Genomic DNA, 7,675 nt, shown 5'->3' on the forward strand with positions numbered 1-7,675 from the left:
TGATCATGCCGTCGATATGGTCCTGAAGGTTCTTGCCCACGCCCGGCAGATCGACAACCGGCTTTATACCGATCGCCTGCAGCTCGGCGGCTGCGCCGATGCCGGACGCCAGCAAGATCTTCGGTGAATTGATCGCCCCGGCCGAAAGCACGATTTCGCGGCGGGCCGACAGCGTCTTCTGCTCGCCCTTGTACCGCACCCGTACCCCTGTCGCGCGTTCCTCGGCTATATCGAGGTCGATCACTTCGCATTCGCTGAGGATTGTGAGATTCTTGCGATCGAGCACCGGGCGCATGAAGGCGGTGAAACTGCTGAAGCGCTGGCCGCGATCCTGGGTGACATTGTAGATGCCGAGGCCGAACTGGCTTTCGGCATTGAAGTCGCTGTTGGCCGGAAGACCGGCATTGTTGCCGGCCTTGACGAACATCGACGACAGCACATTCGGATCGCGCGGCTTGTCGACCAGCAGTTCCCCGCCTGTACCGTGGTAGTGCGGGTCCTGGCCAAGCAGGTTGCGCTCGAGCTTCTTGAAGACGGGAAGCACGTCGCTGAATGCCCAGCCTGCCAGCCGAGTCGCGACCACTCGTCATAGTCCTGCGCGGCGCCCCTGATGTAGACCATCGAGTTGATGGAACTGGAGCCGCCCAGCCCCTTGCCGCGATTGACCGGAATCCTGCGGCCGTTGAGGTTGGGCTGAGGCACGCCGACATAGCAGTAGTCATAGTTCGGATTGCCGTAGAGCGAGAGGATGCCGGCAGGCACCTTGACCCGCAGCCCGCTATCGCTGCCGCCGGCTTCGATCAGGCACACTTTGTGGGACGGGTTGGCGCTCAGGCGATTGGCAAGGACACAACCGGCCGAGCCTGCGCCGATGACGATGTAATCGTAGTCAAGATTTTCGGTCTGCATGGCCAGCCCCTTTGAGAATGGAGATGCCGGGGCGGCGCGCGCCCCGGCTGAGCGGCTCATTGCAGAAGCTGCGTCCAGACCTTGGTGACGAGTTCCTGCGCCGCCGGCGAGCAGGCCTGGCCCATCTTGACGGGAACGGTCGGGAACAGCTCCGGAGCGTTCTCCTTGTTGTAGAGCGCCTTGCTCTCGTCGATCTTCACCGGCGAAGAGTGGCCGTAATAATTGTACTGCGCCGTCGCGTTGTCGATCTGGGTCATGAAATCGATGAACTTCTTGGCGTTCTCGATATTGGCCGCGCCCTTCGGCACGACATAGGAATCCAGCCAGCCGACCAGACCTTCTTTCGGCATCGCGTATTCGACATTGGCCTTGTCGTTGCGGCGAAGCCTCATGGTGTTGCCGTCCCACCAGAAATGGGCGGCAACCTCGCCGCTGCCGATGCGGTTTTCGATGTTGTCGCTGGAATAGGCCGCCACGAATGGCTTCTGCGCCAGCAAGAGGTCGAGCACGCGCTTCATCTCCTGTGGGTCTTCGCTGCAATATTTGATGCCGAGATAGTTTTCCGCTGCCGGAATGACTTCGTCGGGCTGCGCCAGGCTGGCGATCTTGCCGCGCAGCTCCGCCGGTGGCTCGAAATAGGTCTTCCAGCTGTCGACCGGGCCTTTGTAGAGGTCGCGGTTGACGGTGTAGCCGGCATTGCCGAAGGCGAGCGGGATCGAATGATTGCCTGTCGCATCCCACCACGGTTTCTGCCAGTCCGGCAGGACTTGGCTGTAGGCCGCCATCGAGCTGGCGCCGAAATCCTCAAGCAGCCCGCTGTCGATCATGATCTTCACGAAGTGCTGCGAAGGCGTGACGATGTCGTAGCCCGACGAGCCGGCCTGCAGCTTGGTCAGCAGGTCCTCGTTGGATGAGAAGGCGTCGACCGTGACCTTTATGCCGGTTTCCTTCTCGAATTTCGTGACCATCTCGGGCGAGATGGAATCCGCCCACGCGTAGATGGCCAGGCTGCCCTCGGCGACAGCGGGCGCGCTAAAGGCGAGGCTCATGGCACCGGCCATGGCGAGCGCTGCAATTTTGGTCGTCATGTCATTCCCCTGTTTGTTGTTCTCCCAGGGGCGACGATAACAAACCGTCGGGTTCGATAAATTCGATTTGCCCGACGCCTTGATTAGGAAAAACTACGCCGCTGCTACTGCCGTCGCTGAAGCACGAAGGCCACGGTCGCCAGCACCACCGAAACAATCATGATCAAGGTCGAGATTGCGTTGAGCTGCGGCGACACGCCCTGCTTGATCAGTGAGAAAATGTAGACCGGCAGCGTGGTGGCGCCGCCGGAATTCAACAGGTTGCTGGTGATGAAATCATCCATCGAGATGACGAAGGCGAGCATGGCGCCGGCGAAAACACCCGGCAGGATGAGCGGCAGCGTGACGCGACGAAAGGCGACCCAACCGGTTGCATAGAGATCGCGGGCGGCTTCCTCCAGATCGAAGTCCATTCCCTGCAGGCGGGCGCGTATCGGCAGGAAGGCGAACGGGATGCAGAAGGTGGTGTGGGCGATCATCAGCTTCACCATTCCGTTGGCGAGCCCGATCTCGGAGAAGAGGATCAGGACGGCGACAGCAACGACGATTTCGGGCAGGAGCAGCGGCAGGTTCACCACCGCTTCGGAGATGCGGCGGAACCGGACATCGCGGCCGCGCACCAGCACCAATGCCGCCATCAACGCGACAAGCGTCGAGGCGACTGTGGCGACCGCGGCGACGAGCAGGGAGGTCTTCACCGCTGTCATCAGGTTCGCGTTGGACAAAGCGGTGGCGTACCAGTGCAATGAGAAGCCGCCCCAATTGGAGACGATCCGGTTCGCATTGAAAGAGTAGAACACCACGACGGCGATGGGCAAATAGAGATAGGCGAAGAAGATCGCGCTGAAGAGACCGAAGCCCGGATAGCGCCTGACATCATCGTCCGCGTTCATGCCGCACGCTCCATGCCTTCGGTGCGCATCGAGCGCAGACCCTGGAAAATCAGGAAGACCATGACCGCGGCCATCAGCACGATGGCGATGGCGGCGCCGAGCGGCCAGTTGCGGGCGCCACCGAACTGCAGCTGGATGAGATTGCCCATCATCATGGTCTTGCCGCCGCCGAGCAGGGTCGGCTCCAGGACCGCGCCGAGGCTTGGAACGAACACCAGGATCGCGCCGGCGATCATGCCGGGCCGGGTGAGGGGCAGGATAACGCGGCGCAATGTGGTGAGGCGGTTGCCATAGAGATCATGCGACGCCTCGATGAGCGCAGGGTCGAGTTTCTCGATCGAGGCGAAGATCGGCAGGATCATCAGCGGAATGTAGCTGTAGACGAGACCGAGCAGCATGGCGGTGTTGCCGAACAGCAGCGAGTCCATGTTGTCAACGAGGCCGAGACCGCGAAGGGTCTTTTCGACGACACCGTCCTTGCCCAGGATGATGATCCAGGAATAGACGCGCACGATCATCGAAACCCAGAATGGCAGCGTGACGAGATAGATCAGCAGCACTTTGATCGCCGGCCGCTGCAGCGCGATGAAATAGGCGACCGGGAAGCTCAGAAGCAGGCAGATCGATGTTGTCACGGCCGACAGGACCAGCGTCCGGGCAACGACGATGAGATATTGCGGATTGAACTCCATCTCGCCGGTCCAGCCTTCGTTGAACAAAAGCTGCTTGTAGGGCGCTGTGGTGAACACGTATTCGAACCCGCCGTAAGGTCCACGCGTCGAGAACGACACCACGATGATGATACCGATCGGGATGATCAGCGTCAGCAGCATGATGAGATGGGCCGGCAGCAGGCCGAGGACATTCCAGTCAGGACTTTTTGTGCGTGCCTTCATGCGCCGAGGATCCGCACGGATTCGGCGGCAAAGCCGACTTTTACCGATTGCCCGATCTCGAACATCTGGCCGCGGCTGACGCTGTTGCGCTTGGAGATGCGCAGCTTGGTGCCGCCCGCTTCAATCAGATAGTATGTGTAGCCGCCGAGATAGTTGGTGCTCATGATCGTGCCGTCGACAGCGATCGGGTTGTCCTGCGCGGGCAGGCTGATTTTTTCCGGACGTATCGAGATGAAGGCCTTCTGGCCGGCGACCGCTTTCTTGTGAGAGGCCGTCAAGGTCATGCCGAGCTGCGTTTTCACGGTTGCCTGCTCGCCGTCCACGGCAATCACGTCAGCATCGAGGAAGTTGGTCTCGCCGATGAAATCGGCGACGAAGCGGTTCGACGGCTCCTCGTAGATCGCCGCGGGTGTGCCAAGCTGCTGGATCTCGCCATCGCCGAGAACGCAGATGCGATCCGACATGTCGAGCGCTTCTTCCTGGTCGTGGGTGACGAAGACGAAGGTGATGCCGGTCTTGCGCTGCAGGATGCGCAGCTCGTCGCGCATGGCCTGGCGCAGCTTCAGGTCGAGTGCCGAGAGCGGTTCGTCGAGCAGCAGCACTTCCGGTTCCGGCGCCAGGGCGCGGGCGAGCGCGACGCGCTGGCGCTGGCCGCCCGACAATTGCTGCGGCTTGCGCCCGGCAAAGGCCTCCATATGGACGAGACGAAGCATATCGGCGACGCGCGCATCGCGGCGGCCCTTTGACCAGCCGAGGTTTTCGAGCCCGAAGCCGATGTTCTGTTCGACGCTCATATGCGGAAACAGGGCGTAGCTCTGGAAGACGGTGTTGACCCGCCGCTTATGCGGGGGGAGTCCCTGTATGTCCGAGCCGTGCAGGAAAATCTGCCCCGCCGTCGGCTGCTCGAAACCGGCGATCATGCGCAGCAGGGTGGTCTTGCCGCAGCCGCTCGGGCCGAGCAGCGTGAAGAACTCGTTGTCGTAGATGTCGAAGGAAACAGGCTTCAGCGCCTGATAGGTGCCGAACACCTTGGAGACGCCCTTGATCTCGACGGCCTTTCGAGGTGCGCCGTGGCCAGCCTCGTCATTCATGGTCAGGCGCTCCGGTCAGGACTTTTGCGAGCTCGGCGATGAAGGTGATCGACGCCGCGCCACTGAGAACGGGCGCGGCGTCGATCAGGTAAGTTACATCTTCTCCCATTTGCCGCTGCGGACGACGAACATGTCGATGTCGATGGCCATGTTGGTCTGTCCGTTGGCATCGAACGAGACGTCTCCCAGAATGCCGTCGTGGTGGATGTCACGAATGGCCTTGCTCAGCGCCTCCTTGTCGTCGAGGCCTTTTTCCTTGATGACCTGAAGCAGGATCTGCGTCGCCTCGTAGGCATATTTCGCATAGGAGCCGGCGGGATCGGGATAAGCCTTGGTTTCATAGGCCTTGTTGAACTCCTCGAGCTTGGGGTTCGACTGGACGGCCGGAGTTCCGGCGATGGTGCCCTCGGCGGCAGCTCCCGCGATCTCGATGAATTTCGGGTCGTAGATGCCTGAAATTCCGTACATCGGCAGATTGCCCATGCCGAGGTCGGCCATCTGGCTGCGCACCAGCGCTGCTTCGGTGACGACGCCGCCGAAATAGACCGCGTCGGGCGACGCTGCCTTCGCGGTAGTCAGCATGGCACGGAAATCGGTCGTGCCGACAGCCGCGGCATCCGAAGAAACGACCTCGCCGCCGGCCGCCTTGAAGAAATCGCCGAACCATTTGGTGTTGGCCGCACCGTAGTCGGTGGTGTCGGAGATGATGGCGATCTTCTTGATCTTGCCTTGCTTGGCGATGGCTTCGGCCAGCGGCTTGTTCTCGTTGACCAGCGTCGGCGTGACGCGGGTCACGTTCGGGAAGTTCTGTTCGGTAATCTTCGGGCTGACCGCGCCCCAGACGATGAACGGCATCTGCGAGCGGTTGAAGACCGGGATCGTCGCCAACGCGACCGAGCTGTTCCAATGCCCCGTTGCCGCGACCACCGCGGGATCGTTGACCAGCTTCTGCGCCGCCGAAACGCCGACGGCCGGATCGGAGGCGTCATCGAGCACGACGCCTTCCACCTGGTGCGGATAGCCGCTGGCATTGGCCTGCTCGATGGCGAGCAGGAAGCCGTTGCGGGCGCCGAGGCCCTGCTGGGCGTTGCCGCCGGAGAGCGGCCCGATGAAGCCGAGCTTGATCTGGTCGGCCTGCGCCTGGGCGGCGCCCAGGGCGATGGCAAACAGAGAGCCGGCCAGAATTGACGATACGCGGATAAGCGCACTGCGCCTGTTTTGCATGGTTCCACCTCAAACAGAATTATCTGCCGCCGTCGTAGCGACCCGGCCGATCGTGATCGTCGGCCGATCATCAGTGTACGGGCGCGTATTCAGGGACGAAATTCGGAAATTGTGACTCGTGAGTTCGGAGATTCGTTCTGTCCGCCCGGGATGGCGGTTGATACCTGTCGGCTTCAATCGAGAGACGGACCGCATGGCGGAACTGCTTGTCCAGCAACTCATGGCGGAACTGCTTGTCCAGCAACTGGTGAACTGGATAACCCTTGGCTGCATCTATGCCTTGCTGGCGATCGGATTCAGCCTGATCTTCGGTGTCTTGAACGTCATTCATTTCTCGCATGGCGATGTCGCGATGACGGCGCCGTTCATCACGCTGGCGCTTGCCCAGGCGTTGGCGACCGCTCTTGGCGCCTCGGGCCCCGCCTGGCTGGTGCTTGCGGTTCCGGTCGCCGTGCTCGCCGTCGGTTTAATCGGCGTCCTGCTGGACAAGGTGGTCATCAGGCGCTTCCGCGATGCGCCCGCCATGATGGCGCTGGTGGCGACCGTGGCGCTCGGCATCGTCATCCGCGAGCTGATCCGCCATCTCTATCCGCAGGGATCGAACCCGCATGCCTTCCCGCGCCTGGTGTCGGGCATGGCTTTCGAAATCTCCGGCGTTGCCATCAGCTGGTTCGCGCTGCTGGTGGTGGTGCTGACCGTCGCGCTGGTTGCCATGCTGTTTGTCTTCCTGCGCATGACCCCGCTCGGGCTGCGCATCCGGGCGGCCTCGGAGGACCGGGTCGTGGCGCGCATGATGGGCATCCGCGATGCACGCGTCTTCCGTGCGACGTTCTTCATTGCCTCGGCTATCGGCGCCATCGCTGGACTTCTGTTCGCAAGCTATGCCGGCGTGACACGGTTCGACTTCGGCGTCATGGCCGGCCTGCTCGGCTTTTCCGCCGCGGTCATCGGCGGCCTCGGCTCGATGCCGGGCGCCATACTGGGCGGACTGATCATTGCCGGCATCGAAGTGCTGGCGCAGACATTCGTGCCGGACGGCGCTTCCTACCGGCTGGTCTTCGTCTTCCTGCTGGTCATCGCCGTGCTCATCTTCCGCCCCGCCGGCCTGCTTGGGCGCACCGTCATGGAGAAAGTCTAGCATGCAGGGTCGTGCTTCACCCGACGTGCCGGGCATAGCCGCGGCCACGGTCTTCGCCATCGCCTCGCAAATCATCGGGGCAGCGTTCCTGTACCTCATCCTCAGAGTCGACGGCGGCTGGCAGGTGGTCGGCCTGCTGGCCTTGCTCGGCCTCGGTTTCTATCTGCTGGAGAGGCTGCCGTGGATCGCCGACTATGCGTTGGCGAGCTTTGCCCGGGTTCCGCTCGTGGCGATGATCACGGCGGCGGTAATCGTCCTGGCCTTTCCGTTCTTCGTCGGATCCAACACCTATATCCTCCATCTGCTGATCGTCGCCGAGCTCTATGCGGTGCTGGCGCTGGCGCTCAATTTCCAGCTCGGCAGCGCCAACATTCCGAACTTCGCCACCGGCGCTTCCTACGGTATCGGTGCCTATGTGTCGGCGCTGCTGGCGATC

7 protein-coding genes and 2 pseudogenes are annotated in these 7,675 nt (G+C 62.0%); 2 read left to right on the plus strand and 7 right to left on the minus strand.

Annotated features, from left to right (window positions below; all coding sequences use genetic code 11):
• The 7 genes and pseudogenes from EN749_RS39025 to EN749_RS25795 form a co-directional block, all read right to left on the minus strand.
• Positions 1-583 (minus strand): GMC family oxidoreductase N-terminal domain-containing protein (locus EN749_RS39025; RefSeq protein WP_245491500.1); only part of this gene is annotated, 583 nt, incomplete at its 3' end.
• Positions 584-618: 35 nt separating this feature from the next.
• Positions 619-969: pseudogene (locus EN749_RS39030) on the minus strand (GMC family oxidoreductase N-terminal domain-containing protein); the annotation flags it as partial.
• A complete protein-coding gene (locus EN749_RS25775) occupies positions 966-1,997 on the minus strand; it encodes an extracellular solute-binding protein (protein ID WP_128364216.1) in 1,032 nt (343 codons plus the stop codon). The pseudogene EN749_RS39030 and the gene EN749_RS25775, both read right to left, overlap by 4 nt.
• A gap of 104 nt (positions 1,998-2,101) precedes the next feature.
• Positions 2,102-2,890, minus strand: a complete 789-nt coding sequence (locus tag EN749_RS25780) for an ABC transporter permease (RefSeq protein WP_127399125.1) — start codon at positions 2,888-2,890, stop codon at positions 2,102-2,104.
• Positions 2,887-3,786, minus strand: a complete 900-nt coding sequence (locus tag EN749_RS25785; protein ID WP_128364217.1) for an ABC transporter permease — start codon at positions 3,784-3,786, stop codon at positions 2,887-2,889. Before EN749_RS25785 ends, EN749_RS25780 begins: the two co-directional genes overlap by 4 nt.
• Positions 3,783-4,877, minus strand: coding sequence for an ABC transporter ATP-binding protein (locus tag EN749_RS25790; RefSeq protein ID WP_127809682.1), 1,095 nt, complete (start codon positions 4,875-4,877; stop codon positions 3,783-3,785). The genes EN749_RS25785 and EN749_RS25790 overlap by 4 nt, the downstream gene beginning before the upstream one ends.
• A 93-nt stretch (positions 4,878-4,970) precedes the next feature.
• Entirely contained in the window at positions 4,971-6,101 is a 1,131-nt protein-coding gene (locus EN749_RS25795) for a branched-chain amino acid ABC transporter substrate-binding protein (protein WP_127271535.1), read from the minus strand.
• Positions 6,102-6,294: 193 nt separating this feature from the next.
• Here EN749_RS25795 and EN749_RS25800 point away from each other — a divergent pair, with 193 nt between their 5' ends.
• Positions 6,295-7,239, plus strand: a complete 945-nt coding sequence (locus EN749_RS25800) for a branched-chain amino acid ABC transporter permease (protein ID WP_245491501.1) — start codon at positions 6,295-6,297, stop codon at positions 7,237-7,239.
• A gap of 1 nt (position 7,240) precedes the next feature.
• Positions 7,241-7,675, plus strand: a pseudogene (locus tag EN749_RS25805) (branched-chain amino acid ABC transporter permease); the annotation flags it as partial.

The sequence above is a fragment of the Mesorhizobium sp. M7A.F.Ca.ET.027.02.1.1 genome (assembly GCF_004022985.1).
Classification (GTDB): Bacteria; Pseudomonadota; Alphaproteobacteria; order Rhizobiales; family Rhizobiaceae; genus Mesorhizobium.